Genomic DNA, 24,233 nt, shown 5'->3' with positions numbered 1-24,233 from the left:
AACCCGGAGAACACCATCGACATGTACCGCGCCGCCGACGCCTTCCTCGCCCGGCACCTGGGCGGGCGGCCGCACGCGGACAGCTAGGGCCTGTCCGAACGACCCATACCACTGAGGGAGTTGAACCCGCATGACGAAGTACATACGTTCCGCAGACCCCGACAACCGCATCCCCGTACTCGACGAGCCCCAGGCCCCCGAGCCCACGCCCCGGGCCAAGCCCGACCCCAAGCCCAAGCCCACGGCGCTGGAACAGATGGGCGGCTCGACCGGCGTGGTGTACATGATGCTGCCCGTCGTGGCCTTCGTGCTCGGCAACGCCTCGTTCGGGCTGACCGGCGCCATCATCACGGCCGTCGCCGTCGCGGTCGCGATCTCCGTACTGCGGCTGGTGCGCAGGGAATCGCTCCAGCCGGCCCTCTCCGGGCTGTTCGGTGTGGCCGTGGCCTCGTTCGTCGCCTGGAAGACCGGGTCGGCCAAGGGCTACTTCCTGCTGGGCATCTGGGCGAGCCTGGTGCTCGCCGCGATCTTCCTGCTCTCCGTGCTCGTACGCCGGCCGCTCGCCGGAATCGTCTGGGGCGCCCTGAACGGCACCGGCACCGCCTGGCTCAAGGACAAGGCGTCGACCCACTACTACGACATCGCCACCCTCGCGTTCACCGCGGTCTTCGCCGTCCGGTTCGCCGTGCAGCAGTGGCTGTACGAGAAGGACGCCACCGGCTGGCTGGCCTTCGCGAAGATCGTGATGGGCTATCCGCTGCTTGCCCTGGCCTTCCTGGTCGTGCTGTGGGCGGCCCGCCGCTCGGGCAAGCGGCTCCGGGCGATCGGCGCGATCCGGCCGACCGCCTGACGCACAGCACTTCCATGGACAGGGAGGGAAGAATGCCCCGGACGACGAACGACAGCCACGGCGAACCGGTCCGCACGCTCGGCGCCTTCGAGCGGACCATCGACTTCTACATGCGCCGCAACCCGGTCCAGTTCTCGCTGGTGGCCGAGGTGGCCCACCCCGTAACGGCACCGGCGCTCACCTCGGCCCTGGCCCGGCTCCAGCAGGCGCATCCGCTGCTCAGGGTCGCCGTCGACCGCTCGGGCCCCCAGGCCGTGTTCCGCGAGGCCGAGGGCGCGATCCCCGTCGAGACGGCCGCCGACGGGACGCCGTGGCAGTCCGTCGTCGCCGCCGAGCAGACCCGGCCGATCCCGGCGACACCGGGCCCGCTGGTCCGCGCCGTCCTGCTCCCCCGCGGTGCGCACTGCCAGGTCGTCCTCACCTTCGCCCACCAGATCACCGACGGCACCGGCGCGCTGCGGGCGCTGCTGGACCTCGTGGCGGCCCTCGACGGCGCGGAGTTGGCGGCCGGCGGCGTACCGGCCGCGCAGGAAGATCTCCTCGCCCGCCGCGAAGCGCCGGCGGCAGTCCCGGCACCCGGCGCGCCCGCTGAGGGCGACGAGCGCATGGACGCGCCCGGCGAGCTGGTGGCGTTCGCCGGGCGCACCCCCCATGTGGACGCGCTCGCCCTGGACCCGGAACTGACCGAGCGGCTCGTCCGGCGCTCCCGCCTGGAGCGGACGTCGGTGCATGCCGCGCTCTGCGCCGCGGCCGCCGTGGTGTTCCACCGGCGGGGCCGTGAGTTCGTCCGGGTCCTGAGCCCGGTGGACCTGCGCCGCGCCGCCGGTCTGGCCGACGACGTGGTGGTCAGGTTCGCCGGAGCCAGGACCGGCAGCACGGCGGACGAGGCGAAGGACTTCTGGACGCTCGCCCGCAGTACCCACGCGGCGCTGTCGGGGCAGCGCGCGCCGGACGCCCTCCAGGCCGGTTCGGCGGCTCTCGCCGCGCACGCCCCTGCGAACGGGAGCGAGGCCGAGGCGATGATGACGGCCGCCACGGCCGCCGACATCCAGATAACCAACCTCGGCGCGGTGGATCCTGGGCGACAGCACCTGAGCGCGGTCTGCGCCCTGTGGGGCCCGGCGCAGATCACCCAGCTCGGCGGGGAGCACATCCTCGGTGTCGTCACCGCCGGCGGGCAGCTCCGGATGACGGAACTGACCCACGACCCCGTCGCCGCCCTCCTGCCCGAACTGGCGGCGGTACTCGCCGAGGAGTGCGCCCCCGCCGTCCGCACCCACGCATAGGAGAGACCATGCTCGACACGCTCCCGCAGCGGCTCTACCTGCTCAGCTACACCGTGGAGAAGGAGAAGTTCGAGGCGAACAACCTCCAGTTCCGCGGCCAGAAACTCCGCGCGGCCGCCTTGGTCGAACTGTTCGACGCCGGCCTCGTCAGCGTCGTACCGGGCAAGGAGAAAGTGGCCCGACAGGCCGCTTCGCCGCCGGACGACCCGTTCCTCGCCGAGGTCTGGCACGAGGTGAAACCGGAGCCCCACCACTGGCTCAACCTGGTGCACCTGCGCGCCCACACCGCCGAGTCGGCGGTACGCGAACAGCTCCTGGAACTGGGCGAGATCAGCCTGGGCGAGAAGGCCAAGAAGAAGCTGTCGCTGCTCTCCCAGCACCAGGTCACCGTCAACCACCCCGACCATGTGCTGGCCCTGCGCGAAAAGAGCCAGGAGCCGATCCTGAAGGGCCTGGACCCGGCGAACATCCCCCTGGACGACCTCGCCCTGACGGTGCTCGCCACGGAGAGCGACTACTCGCACCACATCTTCTCGCGCAGCGACGCCCGCGCGTACAAGAAGGAAATCAAGGCGTACGGAGCGCAGTTCGACAAGACCATTCCGGGCCTGCGCAAGGCGCTCCAGACCTCCATCGCAGCGCTCCTCCCGACCGGCGGCGGCTGGGGAAACTGACGGCCGCGCCGCCCCGCCTGACCGCGAGGCAACAAGAAAGGCTCTGACCGGCATTTCTGCTGGTCAGAGCCTTTTTTCCGGAAGTGCCCCCGGCAGGATTCGAACCTGCGCACCCGGCTCCGGAGGCCGATGCTCTATCCCCTGAGCTACGGGGGCATGTCGTCTTTGCGGCGACGGGAGAAACCCTACCAGCTCCGGTGGGGTGGCCGTGAACAGGTATTCAGGGGCCGGTCGGTGGGGTGCCGGCCTCAGGCGGAGCTGCGCTTCGACGGCGCCGACTTCCGTGCGGTGGTCTTCTTCGCCGTGGACTTCTTGGCCGCCGTCTTCGCCGTCTTCTTCGCCGCCTGCTTCTTGGCGGGCGCCTTCTTCTCGGCGGTCTCGCTCTCCGCCGTCTTCTTCTCGGCCGTCTTCTTCCGCGCCGTCTTCTTGGCCGTGCCCTTCTCGGCCGGCTGGCGGTCCTTGAGGTGGGTGACCTCGGCGTCCGACGCTTCGGCGCCGTCGCCGCGCGCGTCCTTCGCCGCGCGCACGCTGTTCTCCAGCGCCGCCATCAGGTCGATGACCTGGCCACCGCCGCCGGACGGCTCCCGTTCCGGTACGGGCTGGCCCTCCGCCTTGGCGGCGATCATCTCCTCGACCGCCTCCCGGTAGTCGTCGTGCAGCGACGAGATCTCGACCTCGCCCAGGGTGTTCATCAGCGCGTCGGCCAGGTCGAGTTCGGCGTCCCGTACGGTGACGTCGGTCTCCGGCGCCACGCCTTCCGGCTGCCGGATCTCGTCGGGCCAGAGCAGTCCGTGCATGGCGATGACGTCGTCGACGACCCGCAGCATGCCCAGCCGCTCGCGGCCCCGCAGGGCGAATTTGGCGATGGCGACCTTGTTGCTGCGCTTCAGCGCCTCCCGCAGCAGGGTGTACGGCTTGGCGGCCGGTACGCCGTTCGCCGAGATGTAGTACGCCGTGTCCATCTGGAGCGGGTCGATGGACGACGAGGGGACGAAGGCGACGATCTCGATCGTCTTGGCCGTGGGCAGCGGCAGCGCCGCCAGGTCCTCGTCGGTGATCGGGATGATCGTCCCGTCGGCCTCCTCGTACCCCTTGCCGATGTCGGCGGCCGAGACCTCCTGCTGGTCGATCTCGCAGACCTTGCGGTAGCGGATCCGGCCGCCGTCCTCCTTGTGGAACTGCCGGAAGGAGACCGAGTGGTTCTCGGTGGCGTTCACCAGCTTGATCGGGATGCTGACCAGCCCGAAGGAGATCGCGCCGTTCCATATGGATCGCACGTTCCATCCCTTTCATCCGGGATTCGTGGGATTCTCATCGTATGACGCCGATCACAGAGGTGGAGGGGCGGCGGCTGTCGCTCAGCAATCTGGAGAAGGTGCTGTATCCGGCGACCGGCACCACCAAGGGCGAGGTGCTGCACTACTACGCCCGTACGGCGGCCCCTCTGCTGGCTCATCTCACTGGTCGGCCGATCTCGTTCCTGCGCTATCCGGACGGTCCTGGCGGCCAGCATTTCTTCACCAAGAACCCGCCGCCCGGTACACCCGACTGGGTACGGATCGCCGAGGTGCCGCGCTCGGCGAGCCAGGTCGCCTCGCAGGTGGTGGTGGACGATCTGGCGACGCTGATGTGGGCGGCCAATCTCGTGGTGGAGTTCCACACCCCGCAGTGGCGGGCCGAAGCGCCCGCCATGGCCGACCGGCTGGTCCTCGACCTGGACCCCGGGGCGCCCGCCGGTGTCGTGGAGTGCTGCGGGGTCGCGCTCTGGCTGCGCGAGCGGCTGGCGGCGGACGGGCTCGGCGCGTACGCGAAGACGTCCGGGTCGAAGGGGCTGCATCTGCTCGTACCGCTGGAGCCCGCCCCGTCCGCCGAGGTCTCGGCGTACGCGAAGGGCCTCGCCGTGGAGGCGGAGGCGGCGCTGCCCGCGCTGGTGGTGCACCGGATGCGGCGGGCGCTGCGGCCCGGGAAGGTCTTCGTCGACCACAGCCAGAACGCGGCGGCGAAGACGACGGCCGCGCCCTACACGCTGCGGGCGCGCGAGGAGCCGACCGTGTCGGCGCCGGTGACCTGGGAGGAGGTCGAGGGCTGCGCGCGGGCGGGGGCGGCGGGCGAGACCCGGCTCGTCTTCACGCTGCACGACATGGCGGACCGGCTCGACCGGCACGGCGAGCTGCTGGCCCCGCTCAACGACCCCGCTCGCGCGGCGCCACTCCCCTGAGCCGGTCCGGCTGGTGCGGGACCGTCAGACCCGCAGCCAGGTGTGCCGGTCGCGGGCCGCCGCGTACAGGGCATCGACGTCCGCCGGTTTCAGTACGCCGCCGAGGTCCGCGAGCGAGGCGACCTCCGTGTCGTGCAGGATCCGGACGTCCTGCGGCGCCGGCCGTACGTCGAGACTGGCGGCGCCCGCCACCACCAGCACCGGGCTCACCGCGCCCGCCAGGGCGAGCGTGGCCCGTTCGGCGGCCTGCCGGGCCCAGCGCAGATGCGGAAGGGGCTCGGCGCGGCCCGTCCTGACCATCGGGTCCTCGATCCGCACGCGCTGCTTGCGCGCGGGCAGGGTCCGTATCGCCAGCACCCCGCCGGGACCTATCGCCAGATGGTCGACGGACGCGGCGCCCGGCAGCGGTACGGAGTGCAGCACCCGCCAGCCCGCGCTCTCCAGCCGGTCCACCTGCTCGCCCACGAACTGCTGGGCCAGCAGCGCGCCGCGCCGCGCGTCCTGCCGCAGCCGCAGCCGCAGCGAGGCGCCGGGCGACGGCATCGCGTCGAGCTGGACGTGCAGGGACTCCCCCGGCCGGTTGGGCGCGAGGTCGTCGTCGGGATGGAGCGAGAGCCGGTCGAGGTCGGCGGGGGTGGGCACCGGCGGCGGTCCGACCGTCACCTCGCCGGTGAGATACGGCGCGAGCGCGGCCAGTACGGCTTCGCGGCGCGCCGCGTAGACGAGACTGACGCGGCCCGCGCTCTTGTCGTACCAGGCGACACCGGTGCCGTCCGGCAGGCTCACATAGAGCCGGTCCTGACCGTGGTGGTGCGCCGGTGTGACGCGAAGACGGGTCATGCCATCACCCCTTGCCCATGGGAACAGCCCGCGGGCCGTGGGGCAAGAACCAATTCATGGCAACCATCCGCCAACCGTACGCGGACGCCGGATTCCGTAACGAAACGCCGTCGAGCGGGCGGCGGGACGGAAACGGCGGGGCGTCCGAAGTACCCGGCCCGTCCCGGGTGTCGGTGGCGTACGGCACACTCTGACCAGGCACCGTCGCAGGCGCTCGCCGATATTTCCCGGAAGGAATCCCGCTCATGATCATCTTCGGTACCAGGGGCTACCTCTACCAACTCGCCATATTGACGCTGGTGTGCGGTCGCTGCGGCAACCCGTCGGCGCACACGCTCAGGAAGCGGGTCACGAAGTTCACGCTGTTCTTCGTGCCGCTGTTCCCCGTCTCGACGAAGTACGCGACGCAGTGCACGTTCTGCGGCGCCGAGCAGCGGATCGAGAAGGAGCAGGCCGAGCAGTTGCTGGCGCAGGTCGCCCCGGCGGCGGGCCCCGGCGCGGCCCCGGTCACCCCGGGATACGGCCAGCAGGGGTCCGGCCAGCAGGGCACGGGCGGCCAGCCGCAGCAGAACCCGTACCAGAGCTGAGCCACCCTCCGGGGCAAAGTGACCCATAGTGATCTTTTGCGGACTCTTCGTGGTCAAACTAGGGTGAATCGGGCGAGCCGTATGCCGGAACGGCCGGCTCCTCGCACCCAGGTCACCAGGAGTCAGCATGCCCCTGCGTTCCCTCGGCCTCAGCGCCGCCGCAATCGCCGCCATTGCCGCAGCGACGCTCACCACCGCCCCCGCAGCGCTCGCCGCGCCGCCCGCGCCGTCCACGGCGTCGGACAGCCCGGCGGCCGTCGACACCCCGTCCGCCCCGTCGAAGCGGCCGGTGGCGCGCGAGGACAGCCCGGCGGCGGAGCACATCGCGCGCAGCTACCTCGGCAAGGTCACGGCCAGGACGGGCCTGCTGCTGCGCGACAAGCCGACCCGCAGCAGCCGTGTCGTACGCAGCGAGCCGTACGGCGCCGTCGTGCACATCTTCTGCCGCACGCGCGGTGGGAACGTGAACGGGAACACGAGCTGGTACCTGCTCACCGACGGCACCTGGGCCTGGGGTTCGGCGGCCTACATCGCCAACATCGGCGCCGTGCCGCGCTGGTGCTGACACCGCTGACACCGTTTGATGGTGAGTAAGTTCGACATGCCTTATGTCTTTACATAGCCGGACATAAGGCATGTCGAATTGCTACGTTGCCTGCCATGACCGCACCGACGACGGTGGACACTCCCCCGCCCGAGCTACGCATCCCCAAGCGCCGGGGTGTCGAGTTCTCGCTCCTCGTCTGCGCCGTCCTCATCTCCGTCTTCGGCTACGCGGCGGTCGGCCTCGCGAAGAACGACGCCGTACCGCCGGACGCCGCGGGCTACGGCGCCGGGCTCGGCCTGCTCGCGCTGCTCGCGCATCTCGCCGTCCGGGTGCGCGCCCCGTACGCCGACCCGCTGCTGCTGCCCATCGCCGTGCTGCTGAACGGTCTCGGTCTGGTGCTGATCTACCGGCTCGACCTGGAGACCCCGCACGACCAGGCAGCGCCCACCCAGCTCGTCTGGTCGACGATCGGCGTCGCGCTCTTCGTCGGTGTCGTGCTCTTCGTACGCGACCACCGGCTGCTCCAGCGCTACGCGTACGTGTGCGTCGCCGCCGCGCTCATCCTGATGATCGTGCCGATCCTCTTCCCCGCAGTGAACGGGGCGAAGATCTGGATCAGGGTTGGCGGATTCTCCTTCCAGCCGGGCGAGTTCGCCAAGGTGCTGCTCGCGATCTTCTTCGCCGCCTATCTGGCGGCCAACAGCGGCGCCCTCGCCTACACCGGACGCACCGCCTGGCGCCTCCAGTTGCCGACCGGGCGGGTGCTCGGGCCGATCGTCGCGATCTGGCTGCTCAGCGTCATCGTCCTGGTGCTGGAGCGCGACCTGGGCACCTCGCTGCTCTTCTTCGGGCTCTTCGTGATCCTGCTGTACGTCGCGACGGGGCGGCTCGGCTGGATCGCGGTGGGGCTGCTGCTGGCCGTCGTCGGCGCGTACGCGGTCGGCTCGTTCGAACCCCATGTGCACGGCCGGGTGGAGGACTGGCTGCACCCGTTCGCCTCCATCGACGCCGGTCAGGGCCCAGGACAGCTCGCCCAGTCGCTGTTCGCCTTCGCGGCCGGCGGGATGTTCGGCACCGGCCTCGGCGCCGGCGACTCGATCCTGATCGGCTTCGCCGCCAAGTCGGACTTCATCCTCGCGACGGCCGGCGAGGAGCTGGGCCTCGCGGGTCTCACCGCGATCTTCCTGCTCTACGCGCTGCTCGTGGCACGCGGCTTCCGGGCCGGGCTCGTGCTGCGGGACTCCTTCGGCCGGCTGCTGGCCGTCGGGCTCTCCTCGATCCTCGCCCTCCAGGTGTTCGTGATCGCGGGCGGGGTGATGGGGCTTATCCCGCTCACCGGCATGGCGCTGCCGTTCCTCGCCCAGGGCGGTTCGTCCGTCGTCACCAACTGGATCATCGTGGCGCTGCTCATCCGGCTCAGCGACTCGGCGCGCAGACCGGCGCCCGCACCCGTGGAACCCGGGGTCGTCGAGCACGCCGTACCCCCGTCGGCGGGTGAGTGATGCTCCGTCATATCCGGCACGCCGCCGCGTTCTGCCTGCTGCTGCTCGTCGCCCTGCTGGTCAACGCGGCCCGGGTGCAGGTCTTCGAGGCAGACGCGTACGACAAGAACCCCGCCAACCGCCGTGACATCGTGGCCCGTTACGCGCAGCCGCGCGGCGACATCCTGGTCGGCGGCGTCTCCGTCACCGGGTCCAGGGACACCGGCCAGCAGTTGCGCTTCGAACGGACCTATACACAGGGCCCGTTGTACGCCCCGGTCACCGGCTACGCCTCCCAGACGTACGGTACGACGCTGATCGAGAACGCCGAGGACGGCGTGCTGTCCGGCACCGATCCGATGCTGGCGCCGCTGCCGCTGTGGAACGAGACCACCCACGGCCGGCAGCCCGGCGGCCGGGTCGTCACCACGGTGCGCCCTTCGATGCAGCGGGTCGCCTTCAGCGGGCTCGCGGGCCGCAGGGGCGCCGTCGCCGCGATCGAACCGGCGAGCGGCAAGATCCTGGCGCTGGTCAGCAGCCCCTCGTACGACCCGACGCAGCTCTCCGGCACCGGCCCCGCCGTCACGACCGCCTGGTCCCGGCTCAACGGCGAGATCACCCAGCCGATGCTCAACCGCGCGATCCGGCAGACCTATCCGCCGGGCTCCGCCTTCAAGATCGTCACCGCCGCCGCCGCGCTGGAGTCGGGGAAGGTGCGCGACCCTGCGGCCCCCACCGGCATCGGCGAGCCGTACGTCCTGCCGGGCACGGCCACGACGCTGCCCAACGAGGCCGAGGGCTGCGACGACGCGTCGCTGGACTACGCGATCACCTGGTCCTGCAACTCGGTGATGGCCGGGCTCGGGGTGACGGTGGGCCTCTCGAAGATGGTGGACACGGTCGAGAAGTTCGGCTTCAACGACACCGGTATCGAGATCCCCTCGGGTGTCGCCGCCTCCAACTTCGACACGCACATGAGCGACGACCAGTTGGCGCTGTCCTCGATCGGGCAGTTCGACACGCGGGCCACCCCGCTGCAGATGGCGATGGTCGCCGCCGCGGTCGCCAACGGCGGCGAACTGCGCTCCCCGCATCTGGTGGACCGGACGACGGCGGCGGACGGCGACGTCGTCTCCCGTACCGGCGGGCATACCTACGACCGGCCGATGAACCCGGGAACGGCCCAGCGGCTGCGGCAGATGATGGTGGACGTGGTGGAGAACGGCACGGGGACGAGCGCGGCGATCGACGGCGCGACGGTCGGCGGCAAGACCGGCACGGCGCAGCACGGCATCGGCAACTCCGGTACGCCGTACGCCTGGTTCATCGCCTGGGCGCAGGCGGACGACGCGGCGCAGCCGGCGGTGGCCGTCGCCGTGGTGGTGGAGGACGCGCAGGCCGACCGGGCGGACATCAGCGGCGGCGGGGACGCGGCGCCGATCGCGCGGGCGGTGATGGAGGAGGCGCTGCGCTGACCGGCGGGCGGGCGGGGCACGGCGTACGGGACGGGGCGTACCGGACGCGGCGTACCGTACCGGCCCCCGTCAGACGGACCGCAGTCCTTCGCGGCGCTCCAGCCACTCCCCCGGCAGGCCGTCCGTCCCGGTGCGCGCCGCCACGATGCCGCCGGTGATGGCGCAGGTCGTGTCGACGTCCCCGAGCGCCTCGGCCGTCGACCACAGGGCGGCCGTCAGGTCGTCGCTGTGCCGGGCCGCCGTCCAGACCGCGAAGGGGACGGTGTCGTCGGCGCGGATACGGCTGCCGTTGCCGAGCACTTCGGCCGCCTCGGCGGGTGCCGTGCCGAACGGCAGCTTCGCGGCCCTGGCGAGGCCGTCCCGTACGGCACCCGGCGGTGTCGCGTCCGTCACCGCGTCCAGCGACAGTTCGTGCCGGGTCGACAGCGCGGCGGCGACGGCGACCGCCACGGCGCCCGCGATGCCCTGCGGGTGGCTGTGGGTCACCTCGGCGGACAGCGTGGCCTGCTCGGTCACTTGGCCGAGGTCGTGGGCAAACCACGCGCCCAGCGGCGCCACCCGCATGGCCGCGCCGTTTCCGAGGCTCCCGCCGTCGAACAGCCGCGGCGCGAGGGTGCGCCAGCTCTCGGGCTCGTGCAGCAGGGCGGGCAGCAGCAGGTGCATGCCGTGGCCGTAGCCGCGCGCCTGGTCCGTCTCGAAGGCGAGGGCGAAGTGGGCGGCCAGCCGGTCCTGGTCGACGGCGCCCAGCTCTTCGAGGACCCGCTGGATCGCGAGGGCCATGGCCGTGTCGTCCGTCCAGGGCCAGCGCTGCTCCTGCGGAGTGCGGCGGGCCTTGATCTCCGCAGCGGCCGTGTCGGGCGCGCGGAAGAGCGGGAACCAGCGCTCGCCGAACGCGTCGCCCGTCGCCAGCCCTTCGAGACTGCGGCGAGCGGCCGTACGGGACGCGGCGGCCGAACCGGGGAGCGGGGTGTATCCCGAAGTGGCAGGCATGCGAACCATCCTGGTGTTCCGACCGGTCAACTGCACGTGCCTTTACCGGCTGCCCGCCCCTGCCTCGTCAACTCCCGCCTTCCGCTATCGCGTCCGTCACCTCGGCGACCCGCTCCCGCTCCTCGGCGGCGAAGCGGTCCTTGTCGAGCTGTTCGGCGATCTCCTCGTCCTGGGTCATCAGCAGGTCCAGGTTGGAGTCGCCGAGGTCGAAGACGCCCATGTCCAGATAGGCCTTCTGCAGCCGCTCGCCCCACAGGCCGATGTCCTTGACGCACGGCACGATCCGGCTGAACAGCAGTTTCCTGAACAACTGGAGGAATTCGGACTGTTCGGAGAACTCCTCGGCCTCCGCCTTCGGTACGCCGAAGTTCTCCAGCACCTCCACCCCGCGCAGCCGGTCGCGCATCAGGTAGCAACCCTCGATGACGAACTCCTCGCGCTCGCGCAGTTCGGCGTCGGTGAGCTGCTTGTAGTAGTCGCGCAGCGCCATCCGGCCGAAGGCGACATGCCGGGCCTCGTCCTGCATGACGTACGCCAGGATCTGCTTCGGCAGCGGCTTGTTGGTCGTGTCGCGGATCATGCCGAAGGCGGCGAGCGCCAGGCCCTCGATGAGGACCTGCATGCCGAGGTACGGCATGTCCCAGCGGGAGTCGCGGAGGGTATCGCCCAGCAGGGCCTGCAAGTTGTCGTTGATCGGGTAGAGCATCCCGACCTTCTCGTGCAGGAACCTGCCGTAGATCTCGGCGTGCCTGGCCTCGTCCATGGTCTGGGTGGCCGAGTAGAACTTCGCGTCGAGGTCGGGCGCCGACTCGACGATCCGCGCCGCGCACACCATCGCGCCCTGCTCGCCGTGCAGGAACTGGCTGAACTGCCAGGCCGTGTAGTGCTTGCGCAGCTCGCCCTTGTCCTTGTCGGTCATCTTGGCCCAGTAGCGGGTGCCGTAGAGGTTCAGCGCCTCGTCGGGGGTGCCGAGGGGGTCGTACGGGTCGACCTCCAGCTCCCAGTCGATGCGCCGGGCGCCGTCCCACTGCTTGTCCTTGCCCTTCTGGTAGAGGGCGAGGAGCCGGTCACGGCCGTTGTCGTAGTCCCACTGGAAGCGGGCCGAGCCCGCGGCAGGGACCTGCCAGACGGTCTCTTCGGGGGCGTCGGTGTAGAGGTCGCGCGTCGACACAGGCAGCAGCTCCTCGGCCTCACGGGCCTCACGGTGGTGTAAGTACCCTCGTCGGCTGGACTGTTGGCAGGCTCACACGTTGGTAGACCCGGAGTCAACAAGTCGGCGCCGGGCCGCGCCGACAGCCGGCGCACCCGTCGCGCCGGGGGGATTGACGTCCTTACTGACACGAGGTCTCATAAGGGTACCGCCGGTAACACCCACCGGTCCCGTCCCGAGGTGCGAGGTGCGCTCAGCCATGACAGCAGTGACCGAAGGCGACATGCGGCTGCTCAGCGACGCTCTGGGCCCGCTACGCGACCGCGAGCAGGTCGCCCAGCGGCTGCTCGAATCGTCGGCCAGGCACTCCTTCGACCCGGACAAGGAACTCGACTGGGACGCGCCGATCGAGGAGGGCAAGTGGTTCTGGCCGCCCGAGCTGGTCTCGCTCTACGACACCCCGCTGTGGCGGAAGATGCCCGAGGAGCGGCGGATGGACCTGGCCAGGCACGAGGCGGCGTCGCTCGCCTCGCTCGGCATCTGGTTCGAGATCATCCTGATGCAGCTCCTGGTCCGGCACATCTACGACAAGTCGGTGACCAGCAACCACGTCAGGTACGCGCTCACCGAGATAGCCGACGAGTGCCGGCACTCGATGATGTTCGCGCGGATGATCCAGAAGGGCGGCGCCCCCTCGTACCCCGTGCCGCGCTTCCACCACAATCTGGCGCGGGTCCTCAAGACCGCCTCCACCACGCCGGGTTCGTTCGCCGCGACCCTGCTCGGTGAGGAGATCCTCGACTGGATGCAGCGGCTGACCTTCCCCGACGAGCGGGTGCAGTCACTGGTGCGCGGGGTGACCCGGATCCATGTCATCGAGGAGGCCCGCCATGTCCGGTACGCCCGGGAGGAGTTGCGCCGCCAGATGGTGACGGCGCCGCGCTGGGAGCAGGAGTTCACCCGGCTCAGCAGCGGCCAGGCGGCCAAGGTCTTCTCCGTCTGCTTCGTCAACCCGCAGGTGTACGACAACGTCGGTCTCGACCGCCGCGAGGCCGTCGCGCAGGTGCGGGCGAGCGGCCACCGGCGCGAGGTCATGCAGTCGGGCGCCAAGAAGCTCACCGACTTCCTGGACGACATCGGGGTGCTGCGCGGCCCCGGACGCAAGATGTGGCGCTCCTCCGGGCTGCTCGCCTGACCGCGCGGACCCGGTCGCTCGCGGTACCGGACGCGGGCGATGCCGTTACGCTGCGGAACATGACCGCGCCAGCCACGCCCGCGTACCGACGGCTCAGCGTCGAGGCGCGCCGCACCCAGCTCCTCGACGCGGCCCTGACGCTCTTCGCGCACCAGGCACCGGAGGAGGTCGCCCTGGACGACGTGGCGGCGGCGGCCGGGGTGTCCCGGCCGCTGGTCTACCGCTACTTCCCCGGCGGCAAGCAGCAGTTGTACGAGGCCGCGCTGCGCTCGTCCGCCGACCAGTTGGAGCTGTGCTTCACCGAACCGCAGACCGGGCCGCCCACCGAGCGGCTGAAGCGGGTCCTCGACCGGTACCTGTCCTTCGTCGACCAGCACGACGCCGGGTTCAGCGCGCTGCTGCGGGGCGGCAGCGTCTGCGAGACCTCCCGCACCACCGCGATCGTGGACGAGGTGCGCAGGGCGGCGGCCGGGCAGATCCTGCTGCACATCGCGCCGGCCGGCGGGTCGGCGCCGGGGCCCCGGATGCGGATGATGGTGCGGACGTGGATCGCCGCGGTCGAGTCGGCGTCACTCATATGGCTGGACGAGGACAAGCAGCCGCCGGCCGGCGAGTTGCGTGACTGGCTGGTCGACCATCTCGTCGCGCTGCTCGTCGCCACGGCCGCCACGGACGAGGAGACGGCGCTCGCGGTGCGCGTGCTCGTACGCCACGAGGACCCGGAGGGTCCGGTGGGGACGCTGGCCCGGCGGGTGGTGCCGCTCGTGGGCGAGGCGATCGGGGCGGGCTGAGCGAGACTGGGCGGGTGAGAAGCGAAGACACCCTCTTTGTCGGCGGGCCGCTGGACGGGCGCGTGCTGCCCGTCATGCCTGGTCCTACGGGCCAGCCGCCCAAGTGGTACGACCTGCCGGTCCCCGACGCCGGCGGCGGGCCGCCCACCGTCCACTCGTACCGGCGCACCCCCGCCGGCTACACCAAGCGGCTCGGGCTGCAGCGCGGCTGGACGTACGAGTACGTGCCCGAGGGACACGAACCCCGCACCCTGAAGTGGCCCTGGTCGAAACCGAACAGCACGCCATAAGATCGCGAGACCGTGTCACCAGGGGGAGGCTCGTCATGGAGCCGGTAGGCCATGTCTTAGGCCGGGTCGGGCCGTACACACTGCTCGCGCGCGGCGGCGGGAGCGCGAGCGCGGTGGAGTATCTCGCGCGCCGCGCCGACGAGGGCGCCCCGGTGGTCGTCCTGTCCGTGGCCCGCCCCGAACTGGCCGGTGCGGCGGCCTTCCGCCGCCGCTTCGAGGCCGAGGTGCGCACGGCCGAGCGGCTGGCCGGCGGCTGGGTGCGGCCGCCGCTCGACTCCCGTACGGACGAGTCGGCGGACCCGGCGCCCTGGGCGGCCAGCGCCTATGTGCCGGGGCTGACGCTCGCGGAGGCCATCGCCGTCGCCGGGCCGCTGCCCGAGCGGTCGGTACGGGTCCTGGGCGCGGCCCTGGCCGAGACGTTGGCCCGCGTGCACCCGGCGGGCACGGTCCTGCAGGGCCTGTCCGCCGAAACCGTCCTGCTCGCCGCCGACGGCCCGCGCCTCACGGCTTTCGGCGCGCTGGGCGCGGCGGCGTCCGCGCGGCTGGACACGGGCGGCCGGCTGTCGGTACGGCTGGGCTACCTCACCCCGGAACAGGTCGCGGGCGGCGAACCGGGAACGGCCTCCGACATCTTCGTCCTGGGCCTGCTGCTGGCGTACGCGTCGACCGGCACGACCCCGTTCGCCGACAGCACGGAAATCGGCGCGGCGCAGGCCCGACTCGACGCCGTACCGCCCGAGTTGCGCAAGGTGCTGGCCTCCTGCCTGGCGAAGGAACCGACCCGCCGCCCGACGGCGGGCCAGGTGGCAGCGGCACTGGCCCTGGAGGGCGCGGCAGCACTGGTAGCGGACGGCTGGCTGCCGGAGCGCCTGACGGCGGCGGTCGCGGAACGGGCGGCGGGAGTGGCGGGGTTGGCGGGTTTGGCGGGGTCGCAGCCGCCGGGCGCCGCCCCGCCGGTGGCCCCCGCGCACGCCGCCCCGCCGGTGGCCCCCGCGCACGCCGCCCTGCCGCCCGCCGGGCCGCCGCCCGTCGCTCGGCCCACTCCGCCGCCCGTGCCCGGTCGGCCACCCGCCGGCGCCTCCCCTTTCGCGCGGCTCGACCGGCGTTCGCTGCTGGTCGGTGCGCTGGCCGGGGCCGCTGGGCTCGTGGTGGGCGGGGGCGGGGTGCTGGCGTTCGGCTCCGGTGGAGAGGACGCTCCCGTCGCGGCGAAGCCGGTCGCACGGCGGGTCGCCGTTCCCGGGGTGCCGCCCGAGCCCCGGTGGGCCTACCAGCATCAGGGCGAGGCGGCCGCGGCCGTGCTGCAGGACCGGTATCTCGTCCTGACGGCGTCCGCCGCCACCACGTTGGTCGACGTCCACACCGGGCGGGTCCGCTGGGAGCGGCCGGAGGCGGGGTCGGTGCTGCGGGCGCAGCCGACGCCCGACGGGCTGGTCTTCGTCGTCGGGGCCGACGCGTTCCGCTGGCTCTCGCCGGTCGACGGCGCGGTCCGGCACCGCGTCCCGTTCGCGGACCAACTGGCCGACGGCGGGGCTTTGGAGCTGTCCGGGATCACCGGGCAGTCCGGCTCGGTCGTCTGGCTCACCGGCGCGGTGAAGACCGGTACGGCGGCCGAACCGGCCGTCCGCAGCTACCTGTTCGCGTACGACGTCACCGGACGCAAACTGCTGTGGCGCGCCGCCGTCTCCAACGGCCGTGCGCCGTACGTCCCGAGGTACCAGCTCGTCGCGCTGCTGCCCGACGAGATCGTCGTACGGCAGGACAGCAAGTCGCTGACGCCCGCCCAGCTCAAGGCGGCCAAGGGCCGCTCGATGTTCCATTCCTTCGACCGGGCCACCGGCGCCCGCACGTGGTCCAAGGTGCTGGGCGCCGTGCCGCCCGGCGGCGCCGTGGCGGGCGACGAGACCGGGCTGCTGTTCGGCGCGGCGGGCGCCGACCTGTACGCCGTCGGCGCGGGCAGCGGCAAACAGCGCTGGCTGCTGAAGGGCAAGGCCGCCGGCGCCGGAACAGAGCCGCTCGCCTTCGGGACCGGGGCCGTGGACGGCTCCACGCTGTATGTCGCCAACCGGTTCCAGGACGTGTACGCGATCGACCCGGCCACCGGCGACACGCGCTGGAAGCGGTCCACGGAGGCCGCCGTGTGGAGCGGGGTGCCGGCGGTGACACCCGTCGCCGGTGGCAGGACGCTGCTCGCCGGGGACGGTCGTCAACTGACCGCGTTCGACGCGGCGGACGGCCGGCGGCTGTGGAAGTTCCAGAACGCGGGCGATGCCCCCGGTACCGCGTCAGCCCCCGGTACCTCGTCCGCACCGCCGTCCTACCGCGCCCTGGCCGCAGGGAAGGACGTCGTCGTCGGACGCGACCGCATGTTCTATCTGCTGCCGTTGGGCTGACCGGGTCCGCAGGCCGCCGCCCCGGCCGCCACCCGCCACGCCGCATGGCATACGGATCGGCCCGCCCGGGGTGACTCCGTTGGGCCGTACTGCCTACCTACGGCCCGATCACCCCACTTATCGGATGATCATCACCTAGGACTGGACACTCCGCACCGCAACCGGAGGTGATGACGTGTCAGGCAGACTTCTGCGATCCGTCTGTACGGCGGCGCTGGCCGCCGCGACCGTGCTGGCGGCGGTGCCCTTCGCCGCGCCCGCCGTCGCCGAGCCGCCGGGCGGCGGCGCGGCCCCGTCCCCCGCCGCGACCACCGCGACCCCGGCACCGGGGCCACCCGGCGCACCCGCACCCGGCGCACCCGGCGCACCCGCCGCGCCCGCCGCCGTCCCGGAGTCCGTCCCCGCCATGCTCACCCGGCTTCAGCAGCTCTACCAGCAGTCGGAGGAGGCGGGCGAGGCGTACAACGCCACCGAGGTGGCCCTCACCCGCCAGCGCGCCGCCACGAAGAAGCTGACCGCCTCGCTCGCGCAGGCCCGCGCGGCCCTCGCCCGTAACCGCGCCGACGTCGGACAGCTCGCCCGCGCCCAGTACCACGGCCAGTCCGACCTCTCCGACTATCTGCGGCTGCTGCTCGCCGACGACCCGCAGCACGCGGTCGACCAGGGGCGGCTGCTGGCGCGCGCCGCACGCGGCAGGGCGGCGACGCTCTCCGGTCTCGCCGAGGGCGAGAAGCGCGCCGACGCCCTCGCCACCGCGTCCCGCAAGGCGCTCGCCACGCAGCAGGCGCTCACCGCGCGCAAGAAGCAGCAGCGCGACACGGCCGCGGCGAAGCTCCGCCAGGTCACCGCACTGCTCGCCGGGCTCAGCGGCGACCAGGTCGCCCAGCTCAACTCCCTTGAGCGGAGCGGCACGGAGGCGGCCCAGCGGCAACTGGTCGACTCGGGCGCCCTCGGCCCGCAGAGCCAGACGCGCGGAACCCCCCGCATCGCGCCGTCGGCGCAGGGCGGCGCCGCCGTGCGGTACGCCGTCGGGCAGGTCGGCAAGCCGTACGAGTGGGGCGCCGAGGGGCCCAAAGCCTTCGACTGCTCCGGGCTGACCTCGCAGTCCTGGGCGCACGCGGGGCGGACCATCCCGCGCACCAGCCAGGAGCAGTGGCGGCGGCTCCCCCGGGTGCCGCTGAACCGGCTCCGCCCCGGCGACCTGGTGGTGTACTTCCCCAAGGCCACGCACGTGGCGATCTACCTGGGCGACGGAAAGGTCGTCCAGGCGCCGCGCCCCGGCGCCGCCGTCAAGGTGTCGCCGATCGCGTCGAGCCCGCTGCTCGGCGCCGTACGCCCGGACGCGGCGCTGTGACCCCGGCCGGGAAGCGGCGCCGTCAGGCGGTGGCCGCCACCTCGGCGAGATAGGCGTTGGCCCGGTCGGGCTCGTAGAAGAAGTTCTCGAAGTCGGCCGGATCGTTGAAGCCGTTGGCGAACCGGTCGGCGACCGGCTGGAGTTGGCCGGCGGCGCCGATCAGGTTGAGCACATGCTCCGGCGGCGCGCCCAGCATGGCGTTGGTCCACTTGGTGACATGCCGGGCGGTGTCCCAGTAGCGGTCGAACGCGGACCGCATCCACGCCTCGTCGAACTCGCCGTCGCCGTGCGCCACTATCGCTTCGAGGTACGCGGCGGCGCATTTGGCCGCCGAGTTGGAGCCCTGCCCGGTGATCGGGTCGTTGGCGACGACGACATCGGCGACCCCGAGGACGAGCCCGCCGCCGGGCAGTTGCCCCACGGGGTTGCGTACGGTCGGCGCGTACCGCCCGGAGAGCGTCCCGTTGGCGTCCGTCAGCTCGACCTTGGTGGCGCGCGCGTACTCCCACGGCGTGAAGCGCTCCATCAACTCCAAGGTGAGCGAGAGGTGTTCCGCCGGATCCTTGACGCCCTGGAACGCGTCGAGCGGGCCGCCCGGCACGCCCTCCCAGAAGAGGATGTCGGCGCGCCCGCTGGTGGTGAAGGTCGGCATGACGAACAGCTCGCCGACGCCCGGCACGAGATTGCACCGCACCGCGTCGAACTCCGGGTGTTCCGGGCGCGGGCCGAGACCGTGCACATAGGCGACAGCGAGGGCGCGCTGCGGGGCGTCGTACGGGGAGCGTGCCGCGTCCCTGCCGAACATGGAGACCAGTTCGCCCTTGCCCGCGGAGACGAGCACCAGGTCGTACGTGCGGGCGAAGAAGTCCAGGTCGGAGACGGCGGCGCCGTGGATGACCAACTGGCCGCCGCGCTGCGCGAAGGTCTCCATCCAGCCGGCCATCTTGACCCGCTGGTCGACGGACTGGGCGTAGCCGTCGAGCGTGCCGACCCAGTCGACGGCCCGGGTCGCGTCGGGCGCCGCGACGGAGACGCCGAGCGCCTCGATCCTCGGGGCCTGCGACTCCCAGAAGTTGAGCTGGAGATCGCGCTCGTGCTGGAGCGCGGTGTGGAACATGCACTGGGTGGACATGACCCGGCCGGTCCGGATCTCGTCCGCCGTGCGGTTGGACATCAGGGTGACCTCGTAGCCCTGGGACTGGAGTCCGAGGGCGAGTTGGAGACCGGACTGGCCGGCTCCCACAATGAGTATCTTCCGCATGGCGGTGTCTCCGTCGGGTGCGTGGCGCGCTGTGCGCGGTGCGTGAACTGGTCGGGTGGGGGGCGGCGTCGCGAGGGGGGTTCGGACGGTCCGCAGGCTACTCTCGGGTGTTGTCGAGTGCGTGCTGCACCAGCGTGAGAAGCGACTCGACGGCCGTGGCCCGGTTGCGCGCGTCCATGGTCAGCACGGGAATGTGCGCGGGGACGGACAGTGCCTCACGTACGTCGGCCGGCTCGAACAGCTCGCTGCCTTCGAAGTGGTTGACGGCGACGACGTACGGCAGCCCGCAGCTCTCGAAGTAGTCGAGAGCAGGGAAGCAGTCGGACAGCCGCCGGGTGTCGGCGAGCACGACGGCGCCGATCGCGCCGCGCACCAGGTCGTCCCACATGAACCAGAACCGCTGCTGGCCGGGTGTGCCGAAGATGTACAGCACGAGGTCGCTGGAGAGCGTGATCCGCCCGTAGTCCATCGCCACGGTCGTGGTGAGCTTGGCGGGCGTCGCGCTGAGATCGTCGGTCCCCTCGCTCGCCTGCGTCATCAGCGCCTCGGTCTGGAGCGGCGTGATCTCCGAGACGGAGCCGACGAAGGTCGTCTTGCCGACACCGAAGCCGCCCGCCACGACGATCTTCGTGGCGACGGGTGCGCGGGTGTGGTCCAACTGCCAGTCCTGGAGCTGTTCCTCGGCCGCCGGGGCAGCAGCGGTGACCTCAGAGACGGCGGAGTCCATCCAACACCCTTTCCAGCAGCGCGCGGTCGGGCTGGCCGGTGCCGTGCCCCGTCCCGTACACACGGATCTTTCCCTGGTCGGCCAGGTCGCTGAGGAGCACCCTGACCACCCCGAGCGGCATCTTCAGCAGCGCCGAGATCTCGGCGACCGTGCGCATCCGGCGGCACAGTTCGACGATGGCCCGCATCTCCGGCATGACCCGCGAAGCGGCCCCGCCGTCGGTCAGTTCCCTGCGCTCGTCCGCCGCTTCGATCGCGGCGACCAGCGTCTCGACGAGCAGCACGTGCCCGAAGCGGGTACGGCCGCCGGTGAGCGAGTACGGGCGGACCCGCGCGGGGCGGCGGTCGCCGCCGCGCACCGGGAGTCTGCGGGCCTGGGCGCCGGTGGACCCGGTGGCGGCGGTCATCGGGCGTTCTCCATGGACTTGCGCAGCTCGCTGCGGAGTTCGGGCGTCAGTACGTGTCCGGCGCGGCCGACGAAGAGCGCCATGTGGTACGCCACGACGCTCATGTCGCAGTCGGGCGCGGCGTGCACGCCGAGCAGCGAGCCGTCGCTGATGGACATGATGAAGACACTGCCTTCCTCCATGGCGACCATCGTCTGCTTGACCCCGCCGCCGTCCATGAGCTTCGCCGCGCCGATGGTGAGGCTGGCGATGCCCGAGACGATGGTGGCGAGATCGGCGCCCGCGCCGCGCGGTCCTTCGCCGCGTGGCGCACCGCCCGCCGCCTCGGCCGCCGCGCTGTTGTGCTCCTGGGCGGAGGAGAGCAGCAGCAGTCCGTCGGACGAGACGACGGCGACGGAACGTACTCCTGGCACCTCCTCCACGAGGTTGCTCAACAGCCAGTGCATGTTTCGGGCTTCGCTACTCAGTCCGAATGTGCCGGTCGCTGTCAACTGCGTGCCTCCTCGACTGTCTCCCCCGCCTCTTCGTCACGTTCCCCGTCCCGCGCTCCGGACGCTATCGGGTCGGTGACGTCCGCCTGGTCGGAACGCTCGGTGAGTTCGGCCTCGACATCGCGCCGGCCGTCCTTCGCGCCCTGGTGGAAGCCGCCGAGCCGGCGGCGCAGCTCCTCGGCGTCGACGCTGCCGGTGCGTCCGGTCGGCTCGGTCGCCGCCTTGACGACCTTGGGGGTTCGCTTGGGCAGTCCCTTGTCGGTGACCGGATCGGACTCCGGTCCTGTCTGTGCGGATTCGGATTCGGGTTCGGGTGCGGGTTCTGGTGCGGATTCAGGTGCGGGTGCGTGTGCGGATTCGGGTTCGGGTGCCGCCGCGACGGGCTCGGGCGCCCGCTCCGCGCTCTGCTGCCGGGGCAGCCGCATGGTGAAGGTGTCCTGGTCGACGTCGGCCCGCTCGTGCGTGTCGGGGCCGACGGCGTACGGGTCCTGACGGACCTGTGCGGGCGCCGCCGCCCCGCTCTCCGCCGCGCGGATCGTCTCCTCGGCCGCCGCGATCAGCGGGTCCGGGTCGGGGGCGGGGGCGGTCTGCCGGGTCGGCAGCGCGTTGGAGTTGGCCTCCGCGACCGAGCCCGGCTGGTGGACGGCGGGCGCGGGTCCCGCCACCGGCGGCGGGTAAGCGGCGGCCGGGACCGGACCGGTCGAGGGCCGCGTCGCGGGGAGCAGCGCCTGCGGCAGGACGACGACGGCAGCGAGCCCGCCGTCCTCGTGCTTGCGCAGATGGACCCGTACGCCGTGCCGCGCGGCGAGGAGGGCCGCCACCCGCAGTCCCAGGCCCTCGCTCTCGGCCGGTGCGCCGGGCGTGCCCCAGGCGTCACGCGCGCCCTGCTCGCCCCGATCGCTCTGGGTGGCCTCGTCCAGCAGGGCGTTCAGCTCGGTGAGCCGGTCCTCCGGCATGCCGATGCCCTGGTCCTGGACGGAGACCATCACCTCGCCGCTCTCCAGCAGCCAGCCGGACAGCTCGACCCCGGCCTCGGGCGGCGAGAACGACGTGGCGTTCTCCAGCAGTTCGGCGACGAGATGGCTGAGGTCGTCGGCGGCGAAGCCGGCCACCTGCGCGTGCGCGGGCAGCGACTGGATGGTGATCCGCTCGTACCGCTCGATCTCGCTGACGGCGGCGCGCAGCATGTCCACGAGCGGCACCGGGCCCGGGTGGCTGTGGCCGTGTTCGTGCTCGGCGAGGACCAGCAGGTTCTCGCTGTGGCGGCGCATGACCGTCGCGAGATGGTCGAGCTTGTAGAGCGTGGCGAGCCGGTCCGGGTCCTGCTCGCGCTCCTCCAGCGACTCGATGACGCCGAGCTGGCGCTCGACGAGGCCGAGGGAGCGCAGCGAGAGGTTGACGAAGGTGTGCTCGACGGTGTGCCGGAGCTGGGCCAGCTCGGCGGTGAGCCGGTCCGCGTGCTCCCGCAGTTCCGCGTGCTCCTGGAGGTCGGTGCCCCCGTGCGATTCGGCGCGCTCCTGGGATTCGGCGCGCTGCGCCGCGGCCTTCGCACTGGCGCCGATCGGGACGGTCGTGTCCCCGCCCGCGGGATGGGGCCGGGCCGACAGGCCGGCGACCTTGCTGTGCAGCGTGTTGAGGGACCGTACGACCTGGGCGAACTCGTCGTTGCGGCCGGTGAACCGTACCGGTTCGGCCGTCTCGGGCGCCTCGGCGAGCCGGGCGGCGCCGATGCGCAGCACGGCGAGCGGCCGGGTCAGGGTGCGGGCGACGGCCGTCGCGACACCGACGGCGATCAGCAGCAGGCCGCCGAGGAGCGCGAAGCGCAGCTCCAGCGCGGTGACGTCGTCGTCGCGGATCTTTTCGAGCGCGGTGAGCTGGGCGCTGCCGAGTCCCGCCTCGACGCCGCGCATCTGGTCGATGCGGGCGGAAAGCGCGGTCCTGACCTTCTCCTGGTCGGTGGAGCGTTCCGACTCGGACAGTTCCGGGCGGTCGGTGAGCCGTTTCAGATATCCGTCGGCCGCCGTGATGTCCGGCCCTGTGACGGTCCGGGCGAGCGAGTCGCGCGCCTGGCTGTCCGCGGTGCGGTCGAAGTCGGCGAGCGCGGCGAGTTCACCCGTACGGGTCTGCTGGGCGGCGGAGCTGAGCGCGTCGCGCGCCGCGTCGTTCTTCTTGTTGGCCGCCACGTCGTCCGAGGACGGCACGGAGAGGCCGGTGACGGGGTCGATGACCGTCGTGGGCTCCGCGTCGGCGGGGACGGCCAGGGCGCCCAGCAGCAGGGCGCGGGTGCCCGAGGCCCGGTCGACCGCGCTGTCGAGGTCGACGGAGGCGCGTACGTCTCCCGCCACCTCGGTGGGGGCGCGTTCGGCGAGCCGCTCGGCGACAGCGTGCAGGTCGTCGATGACGTCGGAGTAGGCCCGGTACGTGTCGGGGGCCGCGTCCTTGCCGGTGAGGGCGGAGGCGCGGACCGACGGCACGGTGGAGAGGTCTCTGAGCAGCCCGGCCGAGGCGGATCCGGTGGCGCGGATCTCGTCGATCTGCCGGTCGACGCGGGCGCGGGTCTCGCGGGAGACCTGATGGCCGTCCGCGTCCTTTTTCTTGGCTTCCTCGTCGGAGCCGTCCTTCGCCGGGCGTCCCGCCGCCACGTACACGACCGCCTCGTCGCGTTCGTCGGCCAGCGAGTGGGCCAGCGTCACGGTCTGCCGGTTCAGTTCGGCGAGGGTGACGAGCCGCTGTGCGTCGCTCAGCCGGGTGGAGGCGTCGAGTACGCCGGGCCCACCCGCGGCGACGACCGTGACGGCGATGACCGCCACACCGGCGAACAGCCGGCCGCGTACCCGCTTACGGCGCCCTTCGCCCGGAGGGTTAGCTGTCATGCCGCCGTTGCCCCGAGGCCGCTTCTTCTGCACCGGTGCTCGCATTCTTGACTCGTCCGCCCATGAAGCAGAGGTGACGACCGGTCACTACGAGACAACCCCCACCCCTGGCACGGCTTCAGACCATCCCAGCGCATCCGGGAGGGGGGCGCGCATCGGCCGCTCCGCCACCTGAACGAGTGAACATCACGGAGGAGTTGACGAACAACTTCCGGATCAGCGCTCCGCGTGCCGCCCCGGAGCGCCGGGTGGACCTTACGCCCGCGCTTTGGCAGGATGCCCGCCCGCAGCTCCGCGGAACAGATCATTCCGCTCGGTCGGTCCCGCTGACCAGGCGGTACGGGAATTCCCCGGCAC

Annotated in this window: 22 protein-coding genes and 1 tRNA gene; 13 read left to right on the top strand and 10 right to left on the bottom strand. The window is 72.1% G+C overall.

Annotated elements, in window-relative coordinates; translation table 11 throughout:
• Positions 1 to 130: 130 nt before the first annotated feature.
• Genes ACZ63I_RS24045 through ACZ63I_RS24035 form a run of 3 tightly spaced genes read left to right on the top strand, consistent with a single transcriptional unit; the run spans position 131 to position 2,810 of the window.
• Positions 131 to 850: a DUF3159 domain-containing protein gene (locus ACZ63I_RS24045; protein ID WP_469341047.1), complete on the top strand. Its 720-nt coding sequence runs from the start codon at positions 131 to 133 to the stop codon at positions 848 to 850.
• 32 nt (positions 851 to 882) lie between these two features.
• Positions 883 to 2,136, top strand: coding sequence for a phthiocerol/phthiodiolone dimycocerosyl transferase family protein (locus ACZ63I_RS24040; protein WP_469341046.1), 1,254 nt, complete (start codon positions 883 to 885; stop codon positions 2,134 to 2,136).
• A gap of 8 nt (positions 2,137 to 2,144) precedes the next feature.
• The gene (locus ACZ63I_RS24035) at positions 2,145 to 2,810 is read left to right on the top strand and encodes a GOLPH3/VPS74 family protein (protein ID WP_469341045.1); all 666 of its coding nucleotides are present in this window, start codon (positions 2,145 to 2,147) and stop codon (positions 2,808 to 2,810) included.
• Positions 2,811 to 2,894: 84 nt separating this feature from the next.
• Here the strand turns inward: ACZ63I_RS24035 and ACZ63I_RS24030 are convergent.
• Both ACZ63I_RS24030 and ku read right to left on the bottom strand, forming a co-directional pair.
• Positions 2,895 to 2,966, bottom strand: a tRNA-Arg gene (locus ACZ63I_RS24030).
• 92 nt (positions 2,967 to 3,058) lie between these two features.
• Entirely contained in the window at positions 3,059 to 4,087 is a 1,029-nt protein-coding gene (ku, locus tag ACZ63I_RS24025) for a non-homologous end joining protein Ku (protein WP_469341044.1), read from the bottom strand.
• 41 nt (positions 4,088 to 4,128) lie between these two features.
• Between ku and ligD the strand changes: the two genes are divergently transcribed.
• Complete coding sequence (ligD, locus tag ACZ63I_RS24020; protein ID WP_469341043.1) at positions 4,129 to 5,028, top strand: non-homologous end-joining DNA ligase; 900 nt, start codon at positions 4,129 to 4,131, stop codon at positions 5,026 to 5,028.
• Positions 5,029 to 5,052: 24 nt separating this feature from the next.
• Here ligD and ACZ63I_RS24015 read toward each other — a convergent pair whose 3' ends face one another.
• On the bottom strand, positions 5,053 to 5,868 hold the full coding sequence (locus ACZ63I_RS24015; RefSeq protein ID WP_469341042.1) for a nuclease-related domain-containing protein: 816 nt from the start codon (positions 5,866 to 5,868) through the stop codon (positions 5,053 to 5,055).
• A 245-nt stretch (positions 5,869 to 6,113) separates the two neighbouring features.
• Here ACZ63I_RS24015 and ACZ63I_RS24010 point away from each other — a divergent pair, with 245 nt between their 5' ends.
• The 4 genes from ACZ63I_RS24010 (at position 6,114) to ACZ63I_RS23995 (ending at position 9,958) form a co-directional block, all read left to right on the top strand.
• The gene (locus ACZ63I_RS24010; RefSeq protein ID WP_469341041.1) at positions 6,114 to 6,455 is read left to right on the top strand and encodes a zinc-ribbon domain-containing protein; all 342 of its coding nucleotides are present in this window, start codon (positions 6,114 to 6,116) and stop codon (positions 6,453 to 6,455) included.
• A gap of 127 nt (positions 6,456 to 6,582) precedes the next feature.
• Positions 6,583 to 7,020, top strand: coding sequence for an SH3 domain-containing protein (locus ACZ63I_RS24005; protein WP_469341040.1), 438 nt, complete (start codon positions 6,583 to 6,585; stop codon positions 7,018 to 7,020).
• Positions 7,021 to 7,115: 95 nt separating this feature from the next.
• Positions 7,116 to 8,504, top strand: coding sequence for an FtsW/RodA/SpoVE family cell cycle protein (locus ACZ63I_RS24000; RefSeq protein WP_469341039.1), 1,389 nt, complete (start codon positions 7,116 to 7,118; stop codon positions 8,502 to 8,504).
• Positions 8,504 to 9,958, top strand: a complete 1,455-nt coding sequence (locus ACZ63I_RS23995) for a penicillin-binding transpeptidase domain-containing protein (RefSeq protein ID WP_469341038.1) — start codon at positions 8,504 to 8,506, stop codon at positions 9,956 to 9,958. Before ACZ63I_RS24000 ends, ACZ63I_RS23995 begins: the two co-directional genes overlap by 1 nt.
• 69 nt (positions 9,959 to 10,027) lie before the next feature.
• Here the strand turns inward: ACZ63I_RS23995 and ACZ63I_RS23990 are convergent, their stop codons facing one another.
• On the bottom strand, positions 10,028 to 10,948 hold the full coding sequence (locus tag ACZ63I_RS23990; protein ID WP_469341037.1) for an ADP-ribosylglycohydrolase family protein: 921 nt from the start codon (positions 10,946 to 10,948) through the stop codon (positions 10,028 to 10,030).
• A 67-nt stretch (positions 10,949 to 11,015) separates the two neighbouring features.
• Positions 11,016 to 12,119 (bottom strand): ferritin-like domain-containing protein, encoded by a 1,104-nt coding sequence (locus ACZ63I_RS23985; RefSeq protein WP_469341036.1) that lies wholly within the window; start codon positions 12,117 to 12,119, stop codon positions 11,016 to 11,018.
• A gap of 238 nt (positions 12,120 to 12,357) precedes the next feature.
• Here ACZ63I_RS23985 and ACZ63I_RS23980 point away from each other — a divergent pair, with 238 nt between their 5' ends.
• From ACZ63I_RS23980 to ACZ63I_RS23960, 5 genes are all read left to right on the top strand, one after another.
• Positions 12,358 to 13,293 (top strand): AurF N-oxygenase family protein, encoded by a 936-nt coding sequence (locus ACZ63I_RS23980; RefSeq protein WP_469341035.1) that lies wholly within the window; start codon positions 12,358 to 12,360, stop codon positions 13,291 to 13,293.
• Positions 13,294 to 13,352: 59 nt separating this feature from the next.
• A complete protein-coding gene (locus ACZ63I_RS23975; RefSeq protein WP_469341034.1) occupies positions 13,353 to 14,084 on the top strand; it encodes a TetR/AcrR family transcriptional regulator in 732 nt (243 codons plus the stop codon).
• Positions 14,085 to 14,098: 14 nt separating this feature from the next.
• Entirely contained in the window at positions 14,099 to 14,374 is a 276-nt protein-coding gene (locus ACZ63I_RS23970) for a hypothetical protein (RefSeq protein WP_469341033.1), read from the top strand.
• A gap of 35 nt (positions 14,375 to 14,409) precedes the next feature.
• Positions 14,410 to 16,764 (top strand): outer membrane protein assembly factor BamB family protein, encoded by a 2,355-nt coding sequence (locus ACZ63I_RS23965; RefSeq protein WP_469341032.1) that lies wholly within the window; start codon positions 14,410 to 14,412, stop codon positions 16,762 to 16,764.
• A gap of 175 nt (positions 16,765 to 16,939) precedes the next feature.
• Positions 16,940 to 18,118 carry a C40 family peptidase gene (locus ACZ63I_RS23960; RefSeq protein WP_469341031.1) on the top strand — a complete coding sequence of 393 codons (1,179 nt, stop codon included), beginning with the start codon at positions 16,940 to 16,942 and terminating at the stop codon, positions 18,116 to 18,118.
• Positions 18,119 to 18,140: 22 nt separating this feature from the next.
• Here the strand turns inward: ACZ63I_RS23960 and ACZ63I_RS23955 are convergent, their stop codons facing one another.
• The 5 genes from ACZ63I_RS23955 to ACZ63I_RS23935 form a co-directional block, all read right to left on the bottom strand.
• Complete coding sequence (locus ACZ63I_RS23955; protein WP_469341030.1) at positions 18,141 to 19,379, bottom strand: styrene monooxygenase/indole monooxygenase family protein; 1,239 nt, start codon at positions 19,377 to 19,379, stop codon at positions 18,141 to 18,143.
• Between the two features lie 97 nt (positions 19,380 to 19,476).
• Positions 19,477 to 20,106: a GTP-binding protein gene (locus ACZ63I_RS23950; RefSeq protein WP_469341029.1), complete on the bottom strand. Its 630-nt coding sequence runs from the start codon at positions 20,104 to 20,106 to the stop codon at positions 19,477 to 19,479.
• Entirely contained in the window at positions 20,087 to 20,512 is a 426-nt protein-coding gene (locus ACZ63I_RS23945) for a DUF742 domain-containing protein (protein WP_469341028.1), read from the bottom strand. The genes ACZ63I_RS23950 and ACZ63I_RS23945 overlap by 20 nt, the downstream gene beginning before the upstream one ends.
• Positions 20,509 to 21,003, bottom strand: a complete 495-nt coding sequence (locus tag ACZ63I_RS23940) for a roadblock/LC7 domain-containing protein (RefSeq protein ID WP_469341027.1) — start codon at positions 21,001 to 21,003, stop codon at positions 20,509 to 20,511. The genes ACZ63I_RS23945 and ACZ63I_RS23940 overlap by 4 nt, the downstream gene beginning before the upstream one ends.
• On the bottom strand, positions 21,000 to 23,876 hold the full coding sequence (locus ACZ63I_RS23935) for a sensor histidine kinase (protein ID WP_469341026.1): 2,877 nt from the start codon (positions 23,874 to 23,876) through the stop codon (positions 21,000 to 21,002). Before ACZ63I_RS23935 ends, ACZ63I_RS23940 begins: the two co-directional genes overlap by 4 nt.
• Positions 23,877 to 24,233: the final 357 nt, after the last annotated feature.

The organism is Streptomyces sp. NPDC087906 (assembly GCF_055584925.1).
This window is presented reverse-complemented; position numbering and strand designations above follow the sequence as displayed.